We start from the raw sequence: 20,194 nt of genomic DNA, 5'->3' as shown, positions 1-20,194 counted from the left end.
AAAACCAGAAGGAACGGTTAATTAAAACTAAGTCAGATGAACATTAATTGGCACTTACTTTCGCTTTCTGAAGTATCCCAGAAGTTGGACACATCCCCAGCAGGCCTAAATGAAAAAAATGCAAAAGACCGCCAGACCCAATATGGCAAAAACAAAATTGACTTCAAAAAAAAGAATACTGTTTTACGGATGATCTTTAATCAATTGTCCAACTTTATGATTCTAATCCTTATCCTGGCGGCAATTGTCTCAGGTATAATGGGCGACTTAACAGATACTATTATAATTCTTATCATCATAATTGTCAACGCGGCAATCGGTTTTGTGCAAGAATACCGAGCTGAAAAAGCAATGGAGGCCCTTAAAAATATAATTCCAGAAGAAACAAGGGTAATTCGAGCAGGAAAAACCATAACCATTGCTTCTACTGACTTAGTTCCCGGTGATGTCGTTTTGCTCGAAGCCGGAAACAGAATACCCGCTGATGTTCGTTTTATTGAAACCCACCAAATTAAAGTAGACGAATCAACGCTTACTGGCGAGTCAAATACTATTGATAAAACGGTAAACGAATTGCCTGACGGCGACTATTCGCTTGGAGATCGAAGCAATATAGGCTTCAAAGGTACCTTTATCACAAAAGGACATGGATGCGCCTACGTTACAGCAATCGCAATGGAAACAGAACTAGGTCACATTGCCCAGATGATTCAAGTACATGAATCAATAACTCCACTACAAATACGATTAGCGGCTTTTGGTAAGCGGCTGTCTATTGCCATCTTGATAATATGTACTTTAATCTTTATGATAGGCTACCTTAATGGCGAAAATATATTAAGCATGCTGTTAACGTCTATCTCACTTGCTGTGGCGGCCATTCCAGAAGCCTTACCAGCACTTGTTACAATTGCACTTGCCTTTGGCGCTAAACGATTAGCAAAGAATAATGCTTTGATAAGAAAACTTCCGGCGGTGGAAACACTTGGTTCGGTGACCTATATCTGCACTGATAAAACTGGAACACTAACTAAGAACCAAATGACCGTTGAAGAAGTTTATTTGACTCCTGATATAAAAACTGAAACTTCTTTTATTGAAAATAATTCTATGCTTATAGCGATGGCATTAAATAGTGATGTCTCAGTAAAAGAAGACGGAAGCTGGCATGGCGATTCAACGGAGATCGCATTGGTACAATATGCTTTAAATAAAAACAGTAATAAAAAGGAATTAGAAACAGAATTTCCAAGAGTAGCAGAGTTTCCATTCGATTCTTCAAGAAAATGCATGACAACGCTACATCAAACAGAAAAAGGAATACTCGTTATTACTAAAGGGGCTGTTGATGTCCTTTTAGATAAAATAACTAAAAATCAACAACCTCTTATTGCTGAGTTTGATCGAAAAGCAAACGACTTAGCTAATGAAGGCTATCGGGTTATTGGTTATGCCATAAAAGAAATACAATCCTTGCCAGAGACTTTAAATATAGAGGAGATAGAATCGTCATTAACCTTTATAGGATTTGCAGGAATGATTGATCCGCCAAGGAGCGAAGCAAAAAAAGCAGTTTCAGAATGTATACAAGCTGGAATTATACCTGTTATGATTACCGGCGATCACAAGCTCACTGCAAAAGCCATTGCAAAGCAGCTAGGCATAATCACCTCAGAAGAAGATCTAATATTGAGCGGAACTAAACTTGCTGAATTATCAGAAAAAGAGTTTTTGGATATAGTGGAACATGTTCGTGTTTATGCCCGTGTGAACCCAGAGCAAAAATTAAAAATTATTAAAGCGCTACAAGCAAAAAATCAATTTGTAGCGATGACCGGTGACGGAGTAAATGATGCCCCTGCCCTAAAAAGCGCTAACATTGGAATTGCTATGGGCATCAATGGAACAGCCATTACTAAAGAGGCAGCTGACATGGTTTTACTTGATGATAATTTTGCTACCGTTATGATCGCCGTAAAGCATGGTCGAGTGATATTTGATAATATTTTAAAATTTATAAAGTACATTATGACGGGGAATTTTGGAGAAATCTGCGCCATTTTCCTTGCGCCTTTCTTTGGTTTACCCTTTCCCCTGCTCGCCATCCATATTTTATGGATTAATCTTGTAACTGACGGATTACCAGGATTAGCGTTAGCTTCTGAACCAGCTGAGGATAGTATAATGAGTAGGCCACCAAGAAATCCGACGAAAAATATATTTGCAGGAAAGATGGCATTGCACATACTAAGCGTTGGTTTACTAATGGGTGTGGTAACGCTGAGTATTCAATACTGGGCAATACAAGCAAACATCCAACATTGGCAAACAATTGCTTTTACAGTTCTCTGTTTTAGCCAGATGGGACATGTTATGGCAATTCGTTCTGGAGGAGAATCCCTTTTTAAAATTGGCGTTTTTTCGAACAAACCTCTTTTGGGAGCTTTGATGTTGACTGTATTCCTCCAACTGATGATTATCTATGTACCTTTCTTTAATATGGTATTCAAAACCCAACCACTGTCGCTGTATGAGTTAGCTATAACCTTATTGGCATCAAGCATCGTTTTTTGGGCAGTAGAAATAGGAAAATGGATCATTAGACGTTCTAAAAAAGTGTAATACAAACATACACCTTAGATTTAGGTTGCACTCGCACAAACAAATCCATCCTAATCTTTCTTTTCATCATTTCTTCAAAAAAAAATTGTACTTTAGTGTAAGGATAAGTCTCCTTTCCTCTATATGTAAAATATTACAATTTTCTAATTTTCAACTATTTGTGTTTTATTTCTAATTATACTGGAATTTATAATGTTACAAAATAATAAAAAATGAAAGGAACATTTAAAATCGGAAAAGTAGCTGGTGTTGGTCTTTTTATACACTGGACATTTTCGTTACTTATTGCCTTTATCGTTTTTATCAACTATCGGACAGGCTATAATGCTTTACAAATCCTTTGGTCGGTCATTTTTGTTCTATGTATTTTTGTCACGGTTGTTATGCATGAATTTGGGCACGCGCTGGCCGTAAAAAATTATGGAATACAAACGAAAGACATCACATTGCTTCCCATTGGCGGTTTAGCTCGATTAGACAAAATGCCAGAAAAACCCATAGAAGAATTAGTAGTTGCTTTTGCCGGGCCGCTGGTAAATATTTTATTGGCATTAATAACCGGTTTTTTTATAACTTTTCCAGAAAATGCAGAGGTACTCGCTGCACAATTATCAACTGGTGTAAATGCTAGTAATTTTTCCCTTAATTTCTTTATTGTAAATATCGTATTGGCCGTTTTTAATTTGATTCCGGCCTTCCCAATGGATGGTGGACGAATTCTTAGAGCACTCTTAGCTTTTAAATTTAGAAGACATGTTGCAACCAGAATAGCAGCACGAATTGGTCAATTTATAGCAATGGGCTTCATTTTTTTAGGCTTTTTTTCTAATCCTTTTCTAATTTTCATAGGGTTATTTGTTATTGTCTCTGCTCAAATGGAAACAGAGCACGCCGCCTCCAAATTCATTCTCAAAGGGTTTAAAGTGCGGGAGGTTCTTATGAAACAATATCTATCTATTGATGTAAACGAGCCTATTAAAACAGCTATAGCACTACTATTAGACAGTCAGTCCAAGATATTTATGATCACCGAGAATAATGAACCTGTTGGTACGTTAAATCGGGATCAAATTATAGCAGCTCTTTCTGAAAGAGGGGAAAATACTGATGTACGCTCTGCAATGAACAAGAACTTAATCTATTTGGATGTAGAAACCTTGCTCGAAGATATCTTTGAATTAGTTTCTGTCAATAAATCCAACTTGATGTTAGTCATGGAAAACGGTCTCCTTGTCGGGACCCTTGATACTGAAAATATATTGGAATTTCTTTTAATAAAAGGGGTTAAATCAAGATAAGCCTATGCCAAAAATCCAAAAAACAACCCATCCTGATTGCCTAGAATTAGTGTACAGTGGCAAAGACTATTTTTCCCGATTGGAACAAATTATTCAAAATGCGAAATACGAGATTCATCTTCAATTTTATATTTTTGAAAACGATGCCACTGGAGCTACGATTATAGAAAAACTTAAAGAAGCGGCAGCGCGTCGTGTAAAGGTGTACCTATTATTGGATGGCTTCGGCTCCTTTTCATTTCCGAAAGAATTAGTAGAGGAATTAACCGAAAGCGGAGTTCACTTTCGCTTTTTTTCTCCTTTTTTTTCAGCAAACTCTTTTTACATTGGCCGAAGGTTACATCATAAAGTCGTGGTTGCAGATGCACATGTACTTATGATTGGCGGAATAAATATTGCAAATAAATACGATGGTGTCCCCGGAAAAGAACCCTGGCTAGATTACGCAGTTCAGATAGATGATTTGGTAATAGCCAAAAAACTCCAATTACTATGTCGAGACCTCTTTTTTAAGAAAAGATATTTTTTCAAAAAAAAGATAGAATCTGTTTTACAGACACAGCAAGAAACTGTGATCAGTATTATTCAAAATGACTGGCTTAAAAGTAAAAACGAAATCTATGATGCTTATATTAATTCCTTTACTGCTGCTAAAAAAGAAATTGTCATTGTGGGTAGCTATTTTCTTCCTGGCAGAAGAATGAATAACGCATTGAAAAAAGCCGCAAAAAACAAGGTGAAAGTTAAATTAATCCTAGCCGGCATATCAGATGTTACTCTTTCCAAACGAGCTACTTATCATATATACGCTGCACTTTTAGACAATAACATTGAATTATATGAATGGAATAAAACCGTTTTGCATGGAAAAGCAGCGGTTGTTGACGGCTGTTGGACTACTATCGGTTCTTTCAACCTCAATAATTTGAGTTCTTATGGAAGTCTCGAAATGAATGTTGAAATTAAATCTACCGTCTTTTCCAGCACCTATTTAGAGCACCTCAACGAAGTAATATCAAAGTGTCAGAGAATAACTCCCGAATCACTAAAAAAAAGAAATAATATATCCTCGAGTTTTATAAATTGGTTGTCCTATTGGACTGCCAGGCTCATACTCAATATAGTTACTTATTTTCCCCAAAACAGATTCAAAAAATTTTACTGATCAATTTAATTGTTTTATTTAGTCTGTAAATCCATAAGAGCAAGACCATCAATAACGCCATTTAATTAGAGTTTTATACCGTAATAATTATTTTTAGAAAACTACAATTTATTACGTTTTTACATGATACAACAGTGCTTTTATTAAATAATCATTTACATCACTCCGTATATTGTTAATAATTATAACAATTTGTTAATATTAATATAATTATAAAAGTGTGGGATTGTATATTTTTACGACTTAATAAACTTACAAATACCATGAAACAACTTTACCTAAAAAAGCAGCTGCTTCTTGTTGCTGTATTTTGTTTTTTAAGTCTCTTATCATTTGGTCAGGTTCCCACTTATTACTCTGGGACCAATGTCAACCAAACGGGAAATGCCTTAAAAACAAGTCTTGCCACTTTAATAAGTAGCAATACGACTAACTTGAGCTATACTCCTGGAGTATGGGATGCTTTAAAACAAACTGACTTAGATCCTACTGATCCTAGCAAAGTATTATTGATTTACGGTTACAATGATACCGATACCGATATTACTAATGACCGTACTCGGTCTAAAGATTTAAATGGCGGAAACCAAGGAAACTGGAACAGAGAGCATGTTTATGCAAAGTCATTGGGGAATCCAAATTTAGGCACTGATGGGCCTGGAAGTGATGCACATCATTTAAGAGCTTCTGATATTACATTGAATGCAACAAGAAACAACTATCCTTTTGGTGCTGGTTCTGGGAATTCAAAGTTAGTAAACGGTACTTATTGGTATCCAGGTGACGAATGGAAAGGAGATGTAGCGCGTATGGTAATGTACATGTATGTGCGTTACGGAAATCAATGTCTACCTAATGTAGTTACTGTGGGTTCAAAAACTTTCAATGCAGATATTCCAGATATTTTATTGCAATGGAATGTTGAAGATCCTGTTTCCCAAGTAGAAATAAACAGAAATACAATATTAGAGGGTGTTCAAGGAAATAGAAACCCTTTTATTGACAATCCTGCTTTCGCAACAACAATTTGGGGAGGACCTCAAGCACAAAATAGATTTGATGGAACTATTGTATTAGACACAGAAGTACCATCAGTACCTGCAAACTTATATGCTATAAATACAACTGCAACTGGAACGACATTAGCATGGGTTCAATCTACAGATAATGTGGGAGTTTTAGGATATAGAATTTACAACGGAACGGTACAAATCGCTTCGTCATCGACAGCTAATTATGTTTTATCAGGATTAACAGCTAATACAAATTATACTTTTTCTATAAAAGCTTTTGATGCAGCTGGAAACATATCAAATGGTAGTAACAGTATTGTCGTGACTACGCTAGTTGGCACTCCACCACCTGCTCCTACAACATCTGTTGTTTTCATTAATGAAATTCATTACGATAACGCTGGTACTGATGTAGGCGAAGGGGTAGAAATTGCAGGAACTGCAGGAACTGATTTAACAGGATGGAGTATTATTCCTTACAATGGTAATGGTGGCGCTTCTTATACTCCAATTGGTACATTATCAGGAACAATACCAAATCAATCAAATGGTTTTGGAACTGTTTTCGTAGCCATAAATGGTTTACAAAATGGTTCTCCTGATGGAATTGCCTTAGTTGACAACACTGGGAAAGCTATTCAGTTTTTAAGTTACGAAGGTGTTTTTGTTGCCACAAACGGTCCAGCAAACGGTATGACTAGTACTGATATTGGAGTTGCAGAAAACGGAACAGAAGCTATCGGATTGTCATTACAGTTAAAAGGAACTGGTACAAAATATAGTGATTTTACGTGGCAACCTATGACAGCAAGTACCTATGGAGCTATCAACAGTGGGCAATCTTTTTCGACTGTAAAAATTCCTTTGGTTGCGCCTTCTAATGTTGTCGCAAGCAATATTACAGCAACTGCAACAACCTTATCTTGGGATACAGTGACCGGAGCAGTATCATACGAAATTTACAATGGTACTACTTTAGTAGCAGCAACGACAAGCAGTAGCTTCACAATTAATAATTTGATTGCTAATACTGATTATAATTTTACTGTACTAGCTTTAGACGCCGATGATAATACATCTCCAGCAAGTGCTAATGTTCCGGTAAAAACTTTAAATAACAGTACTCCAGTAGTTGCTGGATCTGTATTTATAAATGAAATTCACTACGATAACGCAGGAACTGATAGTAATGAAGGCGTTGAAATAGCTGGATTGGCAGGGACAAACGTTACAGGATGGAAAATCATTCCTTATAACGGAGCTAACGGACAGAGCTATAATCCAATAGGTACTTTATCTGGTATTATCCCAAATCAATTAAACGGTTATGGTACGCTATCAGTAGCTATTTCTGGACTTCAAAATGGTTCTCCTGACGGATTAGCCTTAGTAGATGCAAGCAATAAAGTAATTCAATTCTTGAGCTATGAAGGAGTTTTTACAGCAACTAATGGTCCTGCAATTGGGATGATCAGTACCGATATTGGTATTGCTCAGACTAGCACGGAAACGGTAGGAAACTCACTTCAATTAATTGGACGAGGAACAAAATACAGTGATTTCACTTGGACGGCTACAGTTAGTACTTTTGGTAACACTAACAAAGGACAAAAATTTGGAGATTTAGTATTCGTAAATGAAATTCACTATGACAACGCAGGAACTGATGTTGGAGAAGGTGTTGAAATAGCAGGTTATGCAGGAATAGATTTAACCGGTTGGAGTTTAGTTCCATACAATGGAGCCGATGGGAAAAGTTACACGCCAATTATAAATTTATCAGGAATCATAACTGATCAATTAAACGGTTACGGAACTGTTTTTAGCCCTATCCTAAATTTACAAAATGGCTCTCCAGACGGAGTAGCATTAGTAAACCCAAGTGGTAAAGTAATCCAATTTTTAAGTTACGAAGGTAGTTTTACTGCTACTAACGGACCTGCACTTGGAATGACAAGTACTGATATCGGGATAGCAGAGGCTAGTACTGCCGCAGTGGGAACTTCCCTGCAACTAACAGGAGCTGGCTTTACTTATGCTGATTTTATTTGGCAGGCAGCTAACAGTACTTATGGAGCAATAAACAAAGGACAGTTTTTTGGAAATGCTTCAGACATTATCACCATCATTCCCATTGCTGAAGCAAGATCTAAAGCCGATGGTGAAATAGTAACGGTTACAGGTGTCTTAACTGTTTCTGATCAATTTGCAGGAAGCGCTTACATTCAAGACGCATCAGGTGCAATAGCTGTTTTTGACAAAACAGTTCATGGTGCTGGATTATTTAAAATAGGTGATTCTATTACTGTGACGGGAACGAAAAGCACCTATACAGATCAAGTTCAAATAAGTCCAGTCAAAGCAGTGACCTATAACGGAGTCGCTACTCAGCCTATCCAACCTAAAACGATCACTCTAAATGAATTGGCAAATCACCCTGCAGAATTAGTACGCGTTGTGAACACTATCTTTCCAAAGCCGGGTGCTATTATGTTTGGAAATTCAAGCATCAACATTAGTGATCAGAGCGGTACCGCTCAACTGCGTATTGATGCTGATGTGAATGAACTTGTAGGTTTTGCTCAACCAGAAACTTGTTCTGAAATTATTGGTGTTGTGGGAAATTATTTTGCAACACAACAGCTTTTGCCTAGAATAAGAACAGACTTCCCATGTGCTGATAAATACCAACAGACTGGAAGTGATTTAGCTATTTCTAAAGATAAAACTTTGGATATTGCTACTTGGAATGTAGCTTGGTTTGGTGATGAAACAAATTCTCCAGCAGCTGGAAAACCAAACTCAGATGCGATACAAAAAGAAGCTGTTAAAACTATATTACAACAATTAGATGCAGATATCTACGCTGTAGAAGAAGTTTCTGATGATGCCTTGTTGGCTCAAATGGTAAGCGAAATGAATGATTACAGTTTTATTTTATCTGAAGCTACTTCATACCCTTTTGATGCAACAGGACCAAAACAAAAAGTTGGATTCATTTACAAAAACAAAACGGTAGAACCAGTTAGTACCAAAGTGTTATTAAAAACAATTCACCCTTATTATAATGGTGGTGACACATCCGTATTAGTTAATTATCCAAGCACTGATAAATCACGTTTTTTTGCCAGCGGAAGATTGCCTTTTATGTTAACTGCTAATGTTACTATTGATGGTAACAAACAACAAATTAACATTATTGACCTTCATGCAAGAGCCAATACAAGTGGTGATGCTCAAGGCAAATACGACATGCGTAAATTTGATGTTGAGGTATTAAAAGATACTTTAGATGCACAATATCCAAATGCGAACTTAATCTTACTTGGAGATTATAATGACGATGTTGATTACACCGTATCAGATGTGTCTACGACTGTTTCTACTTACGTAGCTTATGTTAATGATGCTGCAAATTATAATGTGGTAACAAAAACATTAAGTGAGCAAGGATTTAGATCGTATGCAACATATGAAAACATGATTGATCACATTACTCTTTCTAACGAACTAGCTGATTTATATATTGATCAATCAGCAAGAGTGCATTATGAATTTTTCTCTAGTGATTACACAAAAACAGCTTCAGATCACTTCCCAGTAAGTGCACGTTTACAGTTAAAATTAATGACTGTTGATGCTTTAACTACTACTGATGTAAGTTGTAATGGAGAAGCTAACGGAACAGCTACAGTATCTGTTTCTGGAGGAATTACTCCATATACCTACCACTGGAGTACAGACTCAACAACAGATACAAATACAATATCTGATCTCGCTGCTGGGGTCTATACTGTAACTGTTAAAGATGCTTTAAACAAAGTAATCACTTCTACATTCACAGTAAATGAACCATCAGTTATTGTAATTCCTTCCACTAAAGAAGCTACAGTATACTATGGTTATGCTAAAACTTCTTGCACAAAACTTCTTGCAGGTAACGTAAATGGCGGGGTTCTACCTTATACGTACAAATGGAGCAATGGTGCTTCGACTAGCACTATTGAGGTATGTCCTAAAGAAACTACAACTTATACCTTAACTGTTACAGATGCAAATGGTTGTTCTACGTCCGTAGAAAAAACAGTAATTGTTGTAGATGTTCGTTGTGGTAACAACCCTAAAAATCCTAAAGTAGAAATGTGTCACAATGGAAATGTAATTTGTGTTGATGAAAATGCGGTAAGTGCACATTTAGCACATGGAGACAGTTTAGGGAATTGTCAAGCAACTCAAGATAATGTAGTTGTTACTGATGTTACTGTTTATCCAAATCCATTTTTGAGCCATGTAACTATTAGTATTAACAGTTCATCAAATGCTACTGTAAGTTTTTTAACTTACAATTTTTATGGACAATTAGTACAACAGTCTACACATAATGTCCAAGCTGGAAACACAGCAACTTACTTAGATTTACCAAATTTAAATAAGGGATTTTATTTCTTGAAAACAGTTATTAATGGAAAAGTAAAAAACATCAAGTACTTGGTAAAAGAATAGTTTCTTACTGAAGAATTAATCATTTAGATTATCTCAAACCACCAAATTAATTTTTGGTGGTTTTTTTATTTTGGAACTAAAATAAAAGGGTATAAAAATTAACTTTTAAATATTTTTTCGTAACTTTAATTAAGATAATCGACTTATTTAAAATGAGTTACTATACCTGAATAATATTTAACAGAGGGCTTTATTATGGAACGTACAAAAATACAACGAAGAAAAAAAGAAGAATGGATAGTAAAGGATTTAAAAAGTAAAATCCCAAAATTGTCTAGGAAAACCATATACATTCCACTTCAGAATGAATTGCAATTCTGATTTGCTTTTTAAAGATTGTGTTAGTTCAGCTAACATCGGAGCAGTGAGTCACTGTTCTGTAATTGAATGCTTTTTCAAGCACTGGGTTTAAAAGATTCTTCGCAGAGCTCCGAACCTTTTAAACCCGTATTCCTAATTGGAGTGAGCGACATAAAAGTCCTCACTCCATTAACGATATTAACGTTATGAATTTTTCAAACTACAAAGACACTTTCACCAAAGAAGCTTTAAAGAAAGGCTACTCTGAACAGAATATCCAACGTTGTTTGGATTATGCAGCTCCTTTATTTTCCAATGACCTTCCCGTAATTTATAATACTTCACATTTATCTGTATTAGTGGGCTACAAAAAGGAATATCTAAAGAAAGCTGCTCTTCATACAAAATACTTTTACCGTGATTTTGAAATTCTTAAACGAAACGGAAAAAAAAGATCAATATCTGAACCATTACCTAGTTTAAAAGAAATTCAGCATTGGCTTCTAAAAAATATCTTGTACAATATTCCGGTGAGTCCTTTTGCCAAAGCCTACAAACCAAATATAAGCCTCATCGAAAACCTTAAATTTCATAAAAACCAACCGAAAGTATTTACGCTGGATTTAGAAAATTTTTTCCCTTCCATTACAATTGACAGTGTAGAAAAAGTTTTTACTGAATTAGGATATTCTAAAAGCGTTTCTGATTTGCTAGCCAAATTATGTACACGAAATGGTACTTTACCCCAAGGTGCTCCTACAAGCCCTTCCCTTTCAAATATAATTTTTAAAGAGGCGGATGCAATGATTGCTGATTATTGCCTTCAAAGAAAAATAAGATATACCCGTTACGCCGATGACCTCAGTTTTTCAGGAGATTTCGATGAAAAAGAACTCTTTGACACCATAAACCCAATCATTGAAAAAATGAACTTTAAAATCAATACTGCTAAAACCAAACTCATGACACCTTGTAACCGCCAAACGGTGACCGGTATAGTTGTCAATGAAAAACCACAAGTCGTGTTTCACAAACGCAATGAGTTAAGACAAGCTATGTATTACATCCAGAAATTTGGAATTGATGAGCATCGGGAATACAAAGAAATTAACCAAAGGAACTATTTAGAACACCTGCTAGGAAAAATAAATTTTGTTTTGCAGATTAACCCAAAAGACACTGAATTCATAGGTTATAAATCATTTCTAATTGACTTGAAAAAGAAGCAAGATTTGAAATCGAATACAGTAAAACTTTTGTGGGATTAAGAATATGTAACTCAGAATTACAAAAAGTATAGTATTAAAAGGTCTCTTTTCGGGACCTTTACAATTTATAATAATCTGTAATAAAACATTTTATTGCACTTTATCATCTAAAAAATGACTAAATTTATGAAGTAATATTCTGTACTTTTTCTACAAAAGTAAGAACATTATAGTAGGTGATATTTAAAGAGAAAGGCCTTATCAATAATTGAAAAAATAATACAAAATGGCATTTATAGACTATTACAAAGTATTAGGGGTCGATAAAAAGGCAACTGAAGCTGAGATTAAAAAAGCATATCGTAAAATGGCCAGAAAACACCATCCTGACCTGAATCCAAACGACAAAGAAGCCGAAAGAAAATTCAAGGAACTAAATGAAGCCAATGAGGTATTGAGTAGCCCTGAAAATCGTAAAAAATATGATGTCCATGGTGAGAACTGGCAACATGCGGATCAGTATAAACAATCGAAAAGGGAACAGCAGCAATACAATGGACGTGGACAGCAAGCAGATTATGGCGGTGGTTTTAGTGGCGGTGCAGATTATTCAGATTTTTTTGAATCTATGTTTGGCGGTCGCTCTGCAAGAGGCGGTGGTCGTACTGCGCAATTTAAAGGACAAGATTTTAATGCTGAATTGCATCTTGACTTAAAAGATGTTTATACTACTCATAAACGCACGCTAACCATTAATGGCAAAAACATTCGCCTTACTATTCCAGCTGGAGTAGAAAATGGTCAGGTTATAAAGATTACCGGACATGGAGCTGCAGGATCTGGAGGTGGCCCAAAAGGAGATTTATACATCACTTTTACCATAGACAATCACACTGCTTTTAAACGAGACAAAGAGAACCTATACGCAACTGTTGCTTTAGACCTATATTCCGCTATTTTAGGAGGAGACATTACCGTCGATACTTTTGATGGACAGGTGAAACTGAAAGTAGCACCTGGAACACAAAATGGAACAAAAGTAAAACTGAAAGGAAAAGGATTTCCCGTTTATAAAAAAGAAAATCAATTTGGAGATTTTTACATCACCTATGAAATAAAGATTCCAACAAGTCTTTCTGAAAAAGAAAAAGAATTATTCACTGAACTTTCTAAGCTAAAAACCCTATGAACATAGAAAACTTCATTCCCATAAACACATTAGTTACCCATTATAAAGTAGAACTAACTTTCTTTAATAATCTAAGCGAACTTGGATTAGTAGAAATTCAAACAGTGGAACACATACAATATATACATCAGGACTCTATTTATGAAATAGAAAAAATGATTCGAATGCATCAGGAATTAGATGTCAATATAGAAGGCATTGATGTTGTTTTTAATTTACTGCAAAAGATAGATTCATTGCAAAAAGAATTGGCTAACGTCCGAAATAGGCTACGCCTTTATGAAAATTAGCCTAATAAGTATATCCTTACTTTTAAGATATAAAATAAAGCATCCCAACAATTTCTTTGTATATTTGTGTAAATACCACTACATCAAAAATGCAATTCAAAAAAAGCTATAGTTTTTTTGATTATTTTTTCATTTTCCAAATTTATCCTTTATTTATTAATCAACAAATTGGTTTAATAGTTTTTAAGACTATTACCTACGATTTAATTGCTCTATCTTTTTTAATAAAAGATAGAGCAATTAAATCGTAAAAGGAGTTTGAAACCTAATGAAACTAATAAAAGCGTTTTCATTTTTCATTCCTTGAAAGTAATTAAAGTATATGAGTTACCTAAAAAAAGAGTTTTATGAACTGTTAAAAACAGACATTTCCATTTTTGATTTCATTCAAGAATGGGGCTCAGATGGAATATCCTATAGAGATATAGAACAAAAAGAAAAAGAGTGGATTAGTTCAAAATTCTGGTCGACTATTGGCTACGATCCTCAAGAAATGTCGAACAATACCTCAGCATGGCAAAATATAATCCACCCCGAAGATTTAAAAAAAGCCAATGCTGTTCCCGTTAATGAAGTTGATACAATTTTAAGATTCAATCATAAGATGGGTGGCATCACTTCACTACGATATAGAACAATGCCTATTAAAGATAATGAAGGAAATACATTCCGTATATTAAGTGGTCATACAAAAATAAGTCATCAAGAGGAAAGTCACGAACAAGTAGCTGTACAAAAAGAAAAAACGGGCTCACGTATTAAGGCAAAAGAATTTCTAGAAAAATGCAATCAAGCTGCCCGTATAGGATATTGGGAGGTTGATTTACTTAATCAAAATCTCTATTGGAGTGACATGACTAAAGAAATTCATGAGGCTCCTCAAAATTATGAACCCGATCTGGATACCGCTATCAACTTTTATAAAGAAGGGGAATATAGAGATTTAATTACAGCTTCATTTGGACTTACAGTATCGAAAGGGATTCCTTACGATCATGAACTACAGATAAAGACTTTAAACGGCAATACCCGCTGGGTACGATCAATAGGTCAGGCTGTATTTTCAGAAGATGTATGCACTCGTATTTATGGGACTTTCCAGGATATCACCCTCTTTAAAGAAGCTAACCTGCAACTCACACAAGAAAAAGAAAAACTTTTAAGTGTACTTGAGGGAACAAATGCAGGAACTTGGGAATGGAATATTCAAACAGGAGAAACCTCTTATAATGAACTTTGGGCAAATATTATTGGCTATTCACTTAATGAACTTGAACCTATCAGTATTCAAACTTGGATAGATCTAGTACACCCAGATGACCTAATATTATCTAATGAAAAACTAAAGGATTGTTTTGATAAAAAAACAGAGTACTACCATTCAGAATACCGTATAAAACATAAAAGCGGACATTGGATATGGATATTAGATAAAGGTAAAATCATTAGTTGGACTGATGATGACAAACCCTTAATGATGTTTGGGACTCAATATGACATCACAGAACAAAAAAAAATCATTGATAGAAATATTGTTTTTATCGAAGAGACACCAACTGCAATTGCCATGTTTGACACTAAAATGTGTTATCTAGCGTCGTCCGAAAAATGGAAAGTAGATTACAGCTTGCAAGACAAAATAATAATTGGAACTTCCCATTATGATTTATTTCCTGAAATTGGTGAAGAATGGAAACAAATCCATGAAAAGTGCTTAAAAGGAATGACCGATAAGCGCGACGAAGATAAATTTGTGAGAAAAGATGGTAGCATCCAATGGCTCGAATGGGAAATAAAACCTTGGCACAATGACAATGGAACTGTAGGAGGAATTATCATGTATACGGCAGACATTACTGCCCGAAAAAAAACGGAAGAACAACTTCGTATCAGCGAAGCGGCCTTTAGAGGAAACTTTGAAAATGCAGCCATTGGAATGGCACTATTAGATGAAAAAGGTAAATGGCTCAAGGTAAATCACGCTCTATGTACTATGTTAGGTTTCTCTGAAGAAGAATTAATGAACCAAACTTTTCAAGATATTACCCATCCTGATGATTTAGAAGCTGATTTGAAATTATTAGAGGAACTTGTAAAAGGCAGGCGCTCTTTCTATCATATGGAGAAAAGATACATTTGCAAAAACGGTAGTACCATAAATATTATATTATCAGCCTCACTAGTTAGAAATGAAAACAACGAGCCTTTGTATTTTATTTCTCAAATTATAGACATCACTCCACAAAAAAAAGCAGAAAAAGAGCTCGCAGATACCATTTCTAAAATTCAGGGATTAATCGAATCCAGCACTCAGGTATCGATTATAGAGACAGATATAAACGGAATCATTACCACTTTCAACAAAGGGTCAGAAAATCTTCTAGGATATAAAAAAGAAGAAATCCTTTTTCATCAAACACCATTATTGATTCATTTAAAAAAAGAAATAGAGACGAGAGCTTATGAACTTTCTATTGAACATGATGACACTGTCGAAGGATTTGACGTCTTTACGTATGCAGCAAATAAAGGAGATTACGACACACGAGAATGGACTTACATTAAAAAGGACGGAACGCAACTTCCTGTCCAACTTACCGTTACTGCAGTAAAAACGGATGGAAATATTACTGGCTATTTAGGTATAGCTGTTGACATTAGTTATATCAAAAAAACAGAAAAAGAAATTCAATCTTTACTTCATGTCACGAAAGACCAAAACGAAAGACTCAAGAATTTTGCACATATAGTCTCACATAATTTAAGATCCCATTCTGGGAACATAACTATGATGCTTGATTTATTAGCGTTTGAGCACCCTGAATTATCAGAGAATGAATTTATTCAACTTTTGAATACAGCCTCAAATAATTTAAAAGAAACAATCACTCATCTAAATGAAGTTGTTTTAATGAATACTTCAATTACTGAAAATCTACAAAATTTAGGACTATATGAGTTCATGGAAAATACAATTAGAAACATCTCTACTATTGCAGTAGAAGCAGATGTAACTATATATAATCATATTGACCCAGCAATATCTATTCAGGCAATTCCCGCCTATCTCGAAAGTATATTACTCAATTTCATCACCAATGGTATAAAATATAGAACAGGTGAAAGAGAAAGTTTTGTCAAGGTATATTGTACTGTCACTAATGATTATGTAGTAGTACATATCGAAGACAATGGTATAGGGATCAACATGAAAAAGAATAGAGGAAAGCTTTTTGGGATGTATAAAACATTCCATACTAATGAAGATGCGCGTGGCATTGGACTGTTTATAACAAAAAACCAAGTAGAAGCGATCGGTGGAAAAATAGAAGTAGAAAGCGAAGAAAATAAAGGCACAACATTTAAAACATACTTTAAATATGAAAAAAATTGATATTGCTTGTATAATTGATGATGACCCAATTTTTGTTTTTGGAACAAAAAAAATAATGCAATTAGCTAATTTTTGTGAAACCTTTATGGTCTTTCGTAATGGAAAAGAAGCCTATGATAAATTGAAACCCATTATATTGAGCGGTGAAAAATTACCTGACTTAATATTATTGGATTTGAACATGCCTGTCTGGGATGGCTGGCAATTTCTTGACGAGTTTATTAAGATACCAAATGATAGACCAATAACTATATTTATAATAACAAGCTCAGTAGATCCCGCCGATGTAATTAAAGCAAAATCCTATGATGCGGTAAGTAATTATATAGTAAAACCTATAACAATAGCAGAATTAAAAAAAATGATGGAATAAATGACTAAATTAGAGCTAGTTAATTTATATCTCTAAACTATTTCATTTGGTCTTTGATAAATTATGAAGGGTATAATAGAAATCTCGCACTATCAAATCGATTGCTGATTGCCTTTCCTGATGAATGAATTCGGATAATTAGATTAATTCTTTCCTCTATACTATTGGAATAATCATTTAAATATAAATTAGAATGGATACTACTTTCAATACTCTAAAATTAGTCCATCTTGGTATTGACACCCAAAGAGAACATGTTGTTTTCATGCGTAAAGATTGCCACATCTGCAAATCTGAAGGTTTTGAAGCGTTAAACAGAGTATTGGTAACTGTAAAAGGGAAATCTAAAATAGCCACTTTATACATTATTACGGATGGAATTTTACAAGCTGGAGAAGCGGGGTTGTCTGAAAGTGCTTGGGGTGACTTAAACGCTAAAGAGGGAGACGAAATTAGTTTTTCACATGTTCAGCCTGTTACTTCAATGAGAAGTATTAGAGCTAAAATGTATGGACAGAAGCTGAATTATGAGGCATTACAAAACATTATAAACGATATTGTAAAGGGAGAATATTCTAATATTGAAATTGCAGCATTCATTACGGCTTGTGGCGGTGACAACCTCAGTATTGACGAAATAATAGGACTCACCAAAGCGATGGTAATCTCAGGACAAAGATTGTCTTGGGATAAAAAAATTGTAGTCGACAAACACTGTGTAGGAGGTCTTCCGGGAAACAGAACAACCCCCATCGTCGTGGCTATCGTAGCAGCCTTAGGACTTACGATACCTAAAACCTCGTCTCGTGCAATTACATCCCCAGCAGGCACAGCAGACTGCTTAGAAACCATGACAAAAATAGACCTCAGTATCAAACAAATTCAAAAAGTAGTAGAGCAAGAAAATGGATGCTTTGTATGGGGCGGCTCCATAAAGCTCAGCCCCGCTGATGATATCCTAATACGTGTAGAAAGAGCACTTGATGTAGATGGTGAAGGACAAATGATAGCCTCTGTATTATCCAAAAAGGTTGCAGCAGGTTCCACACATGTAGTTATTGATATTCCAATAGGAAAAACTGCAAAAGTAAGAACGGAAGAGGGTGCTGAAAAACTAAAATATTACTTCAATGTCGTAGGCAAATCAATGGGAATCAAAGTAAATGTTCTTTTTACTGATGGATCACAACCCATCGGCAGAGGCATTGGTCCCTCACTTGAAGCAATGGATGTCTTGAGTGTTTTGCGAAACGAAAAAGACGCGCCTCAAGATTTAAGAAATAAATCGTTACTTCTTTCAGCGAGCATTATTGACATGGTTCATGGCACAAAAAACAAAAGTGGATTACAACTTGCAAAGGAAATCCTTTCATCAGGGGAAGCATACGAAAAGTTCCTTGCTATATGCCAAGCGCAAGGTGGTTTTAGAGAACCTGAATATGCTATCTATAAAGAAGATGTTATAGCAGAGAAATCAGGTATTGTTATTGAAATTGACAACAGAAGACTGGCGAAAATTGCAAAACTCGCTGGCGCTCCGCACGATAGCAAAGCAGGAGTATCGCTAAAAACGCCTTTGAACACACAAGTGCAAAAAGGAGATCTATTGTATTCTATATATTCAGAAACGAAAGGCGAGCTGAAATACTCGATCGATTACATGAAATCAGAAGAGGATATCATTTTAATTCAATAACGGTTATGAAAAAAATATATTTTGCTTTACCTGGAAATGAAGATTTGGCCGAAATACTTATTCAAAAAGAGCAGGCCGAAAAAGGAATTGTCGAAATTCGTTCTTTTCCTGATGGAGAAACCTATGTTCGAATTATATCTGATGTAAAGGATAAAAAAGTATTCCTAGTTTGCACCCTTCATCTACCAGACTCAAAATTGTTACCGCTTTACTTTTTGGCGAAGACCGCAAAAGAATTTGGTGCTAAAAGCATTTGCCTCATCGCTCCTTATCTTGCTTACATGCGTCAGGACAAAGCCTTCAATACTGGAGAAAGTGTTACTTCAACGTATTTTGCAAATTTAATTTCTGGATTTGTAGATACTTTAATAACGATTGACCCACACCTACATCGAAGAAGTTCTCTATCTGAAATTTACAGCATCCCCACCACAGTGTCACATGCCGCAAGTCATATCTCAGCTTGGATAAAATATACTATCGAAAAACCTATTTTGATTGGTCCCGATAGCGAAAGCGAACAATGGGTCGCTGAGGTGGCAAAAAATGCCAATGCTCCTTTTATAATTTTAAATAAGACTCGTCATGGCGACCACGATGTAGAAATATCTATACCAAATGTCGATCGGTACAAGGAGCACATTCCTATTTTAGTTGATGATATTATTTCAACAGGACGAACCATGATTGAAACGATTACACATTTAAAAAATGCAGGAATGAAACCCCCTATTTGCATTGGTGTACACGCAGTATTTGCTAAAAATGCTTATCAGGAAATAAAAAATTCTGGTGCTAAGGAAATTATCACCTGCAACACGATTCCGCATGAAAGCAATAGAATTGATATCAGTGATTTATTGATTCTCTAAGTCGACAATTGCAAAAAACTCAATAGTTCTTAAAACCACTGAACTGCTACTTTAAATAAAGTGAGCCATCTGAAAATTAACTGGCGAGAGCAAATCTTTCAGACCATACATAAATTTCAATATTCAAAAATACAGTTCTGCGTTAGCACTAGCTTTCATTTTAGTCTTTTATAAGAGTGTATTTACTAAATATTAAATTATCTATATAAAAGAGTCTTTTTCCTCGACTAACTCACCAATAAATCAGTTTTACAGCATTTAAAACATCTCA

At 35.2% G+C, this 20,194-nt stretch carries 11 protein-coding genes; all 11 read left to right on the top strand.

Annotated elements, in window-relative coordinates; genetic code table 11:
• Window positions 1-36: 36 nt before the first annotated feature.
• Window positions 37-2,622 (top strand): cation-translocating P-type ATPase, encoded by a 2,586-nt coding sequence (locus AAC069_RS13530; protein WP_339920991.1) that lies wholly within the window; start codon window positions 37-39, stop codon window positions 2,620-2,622.
• A gap of 212 nt (window positions 2,623-2,834) precedes the next feature.
• Entirely contained in the window at window positions 2,835-3,920 is a 1,086-nt protein-coding gene (locus tag AAC069_RS13525) for a site-2 protease family protein (RefSeq protein WP_339920990.1), read from the top strand.
• A 4-nt stretch (window positions 3,921-3,924) separates the two neighbouring features.
• Window positions 3,925-5,085, top strand: a complete 1,161-nt coding sequence (locus tag AAC069_RS13520) for a phospholipase D-like domain-containing protein (RefSeq protein WP_339920989.1) — start codon at window positions 3,925-3,927, stop codon at window positions 5,083-5,085.
• Between the two features lie 263 nt (window positions 5,086-5,348).
• Window positions 5,349-10,601 carry an endonuclease gene (locus tag AAC069_RS13515; protein WP_339920987.1) on the top strand — a complete coding sequence of 1,751 codons (5,253 nt, stop codon included), beginning with the start codon at window positions 5,349-5,351 and terminating at the stop codon, window positions 10,599-10,601.
• Between the two features lie 506 nt (window positions 10,602-11,107).
• A complete protein-coding gene (locus AAC069_RS13510) occupies window positions 11,108-12,169 on the top strand; it encodes a retron St85 family RNA-directed DNA polymerase (RefSeq protein WP_339920986.1) in 1,062 nt (353 codons plus the stop codon).
• Between the two features lie 226 nt (window positions 12,170-12,395).
• The gene (locus tag AAC069_RS13505) at window positions 12,396-13,298 is read left to right on the top strand and encodes a J domain-containing protein (RefSeq protein ID WP_339920985.1); all 903 of its coding nucleotides are present in this window, start codon (window positions 12,396-12,398) and stop codon (window positions 13,296-13,298) included.
• A complete protein-coding gene (locus AAC069_RS13500) occupies window positions 13,295-13,588 on the top strand; it encodes a chaperone modulator CbpM (protein ID WP_339920984.1) in 294 nt (97 codons plus the stop codon). Before AAC069_RS13505 ends, AAC069_RS13500 begins: the two co-directional genes overlap by 4 nt.
• Before the next feature lie 322 nt (window positions 13,589-13,910).
• Window positions 13,911-16,982 carry a PAS domain S-box protein gene (locus tag AAC069_RS13495; RefSeq protein ID WP_339920983.1) on the top strand — a complete coding sequence of 1,024 codons (3,072 nt, stop codon included), beginning with the start codon at window positions 13,911-13,913 and terminating at the stop codon, window positions 16,980-16,982.
• Entirely contained in the window at window positions 16,969-17,355 is a 387-nt protein-coding gene (locus tag AAC069_RS13490) for a response regulator (protein ID WP_339920982.1), read from the top strand. The genes AAC069_RS13495 and AAC069_RS13490 overlap by 14 nt, the downstream gene beginning before the upstream one ends.
• 193 nt (window positions 17,356-17,548) lie before the next feature.
• Window positions 17,549-19,051, top strand: coding sequence for a thymidine phosphorylase family protein (locus tag AAC069_RS13485; protein WP_339920981.1), 1,503 nt, complete (start codon window positions 17,549-17,551; stop codon window positions 19,049-19,051).
• 5 nt (window positions 19,052-19,056) lie between these two features.
• Entirely contained in the window at window positions 19,057-19,923 is an 867-nt protein-coding gene (locus AAC069_RS13480; protein ID WP_339920980.1) for a ribose-phosphate pyrophosphokinase, read from the top strand.
• Window positions 19,924-20,194 lie beyond the last annotated feature (271 nt).

Source organism: uncultured Flavobacterium sp., assembly GCF_963974175.1.
Taxonomy (GTDB): domain Bacteria; phylum Bacteroidota; class Bacteroidia; order Flavobacteriales; family Flavobacteriaceae; genus Flavobacterium.
Note: the sequence above shows the minus strand (reverse complement) of the source record. Positions and strands in the feature narration are given on the sequence as shown.

Coding starts and splice junctions, on each gene's coding strand:
- AAC069_RS13495 (WP_339920983.1), top strand. CDS start 13,911: ATGAGTTACCTAAAAAAAGAGTTTTATGAACTGTTAAAAACAGACATT.
- AAC069_RS13505 (WP_339920985.1), top strand. CDS start 12,396: ATGGCATTTATAGACTATTACAAAGTATTAGGGGTCGATAAAAAGGCA.
- AAC069_RS13500 (WP_339920984.1), top strand. CDS start 13,295: ATGAACATAGAAAACTTCATTCCCATAAACACATTAGTTACCCATTAT.
- AAC069_RS13520 (WP_339920989.1), top strand. CDS start 3,925: ATGCCAAAAATCCAAAAAACAACCCATCCTGATTGCCTAGAATTAGTG.
- AAC069_RS13515 (WP_339920987.1), top strand. CDS start 5,349: ATGAAACAACTTTACCTAAAAAAGCAGCTGCTTCTTGTTGCTGTATTT.
- AAC069_RS13490 (WP_339920982.1), top strand. CDS start 16,969: ATGAAAAAAATTGATATTGCTTGTATAATTGATGATGACCCAATTTTT.
- AAC069_RS13480 (WP_339920980.1), top strand. CDS start 19,057: ATGAAAAAAATATATTTTGCTTTACCTGGAAATGAAGATTTGGCCGAA.
- AAC069_RS13510 (WP_339920986.1), top strand. CDS start 11,108: ATGAATTTTTCAAACTACAAAGACACTTTCACCAAAGAAGCTTTAAAG.
- AAC069_RS13525 (WP_339920990.1), top strand. CDS start 2,835: ATGAAAGGAACATTTAAAATCGGAAAAGTAGCTGGTGTTGGTCTTTTT.
- AAC069_RS13530 (WP_339920991.1), top strand. CDS start 37: ATGAACATTAATTGGCACTTACTTTCGCTTTCTGAAGTATCCCAGAAG.
- AAC069_RS13485 (WP_339920981.1), top strand. CDS start 17,549: ATGGATACTACTTTCAATACTCTAAAATTAGTCCATCTTGGTATTGAC.